Here is a 1,511-nt window from a genome sequence, read left to right as displayed (position 1 = left end):
ACAATGTACCTTTAGCTTCATTGGCAAATATAAGTTTTCTTGACTATCATTTAAAATTAGATGCACTCATAATTTGTCTCAATCATACAGGAGGGTTACGTAATGAAATTTCCTGTTCGTGTAATATTTCGCAATATGAATCCATCCCCCGCTGTTGAAAATAAAGTTAACCAACTGGCCGAAAAACTAGAGCGCTATTTTGATCATATCATCAATTGTAATGTGACGATTGAATCCCCTCACCACCATCATCACAAAGGTAAGCTTTATCATGTTCGTATTGACCTTAGCGTACCTAATGCTGAACTTGTAGCTAGCCGGGAACCCACACAAAATCATGCTCATGAAGATGTCTATGTAGCCATTCGAGATGCCTTTAATGCTATTAAAAGACAACTACAAAGCCATATCGGTAAACAGCGTGGTGAAATCAAACATCACGAACCTGCATGTTACGGACGTGTTAATGAAATCGCCCCACCAGCTGACTACGGCTACATAGAAACACCTGATGGCCGCCAAATCCGTTTCACCAGTCACAGCGTGATAGGTTATGATTTTGAAAAACTGGAGGTAGGAGACAGAGTGCGTTTTGTTGAATTGGAAAATGAACAAGGCCTGGTCGCTACCACTGTCTATATTGAAGCCAAAAATTATTCTGTCGAGTAACCAGGAAGGATGAGCAATTTTTTCTTTATAAAAGATGAAATTATTTTATAAATCGCGATAGTGAGATTAATAACTCATTATTCGCAGCTAAAAATTTTTCTTTAATCATGATTGCGTCAAGATTATAGACGATATTCTTTCCTGAAGAGAGAAGAACCCCTCCTCCTGCTTCTTGAAGTATGATTTCGGGCGCACAAAGATCCCATAAATGGCAATAGCCTGAAAAGTTAAAGTAGAGATCCGCCTTTCCTTCAGCGATCACTCCCAGCTTGAGTCCTATTGACCCTTGTTTTAGTGTTTTACTGATCCCCAATTGCGTGATTAACTGTTCCGTCTTTTTATTATGGGAGCTATAAGACTGGATTAAAACCGCCTGGCTTGGCTCTGATGTACTACTTACTTTGATGCGCTTAGTCTCTTGAGATTTTATTAAGAAAGCGCCACGTCCTTTTGTTGCATAATAGAGACGATCTAAATCAGGTTGGTAAACTACACCCAAACAAGGATAAGCATCAATTGCCAAACCTATCATGACTGCCCAACCATCGTTATTAGCAATAAATTCTTTCGTTCCATCAATAGGATCGATAAACCATATACGACTTGATGGATTAGATTTAGAAGGTAAAGGAGCTTCTTCCGAGATAAGAAGATCATGAGGAAACGCTTGTTTAATTTCTTGCAGCAATAAATCGCTGACTGCTTGATCTGCTTCCGTAACAGGGCCCTGTTGTTCAGCTTTTTCTTGAATCTTATAGCCCTTTGTACGGATGTCGCGTACGATTTGTCCCGCTTTTCTTGCAAGCGTGATAGCTAATTCCAGTTCATTATCCAAGGAATAG

The 1,511-nt window shown here is 39.5% G+C and carries 2 protein-coding genes; one reads left to right on the top strand and one right to left on the bottom strand.

Annotated features, from left to right (window positions below):
* Positions 1–102 precede the first annotated feature (102 nt).
* On the top strand, positions 103–669 hold the full coding sequence (locus BN58_RS10420) for an HPF/RaiA family ribosome-associated protein (protein WP_019216771.1): 567 nt from the start codon (positions 103–105) through the stop codon (positions 667–669).
* 40 nt (positions 670–709) lie between these two features.
* Here the strand turns inward: BN58_RS10420 and BN58_RS28440 are convergent.
* On the bottom strand, positions 710–1,511 hold an 802-nt coding region (locus BN58_RS28440; protein WP_019216770.1), incomplete at its 5' end, for a 3'(2'),5'-bisphosphate nucleotidase CysQ family protein.

Source organism: Legionella tunisiensis, assembly GCF_000308315.1.
Lineage (GTDB): Bacteria > Pseudomonadota > Gammaproteobacteria > Legionellales > Legionellaceae > Tatlockia > Tatlockia tunisiensis.
Note: the sequence above shows the minus strand (reverse complement) of the source record. Positions and strands in the feature narration are given on the sequence as shown.

What these genes read in the sequence shown, in the direction of transcription:
- BN58_RS10420 (WP_019216771.1), top strand. Translation starts at nt 103, where the DNA reads ATGAAATTTCCTGTTCGTGTAATATTTCGCAATATGAATCCATCCCCC.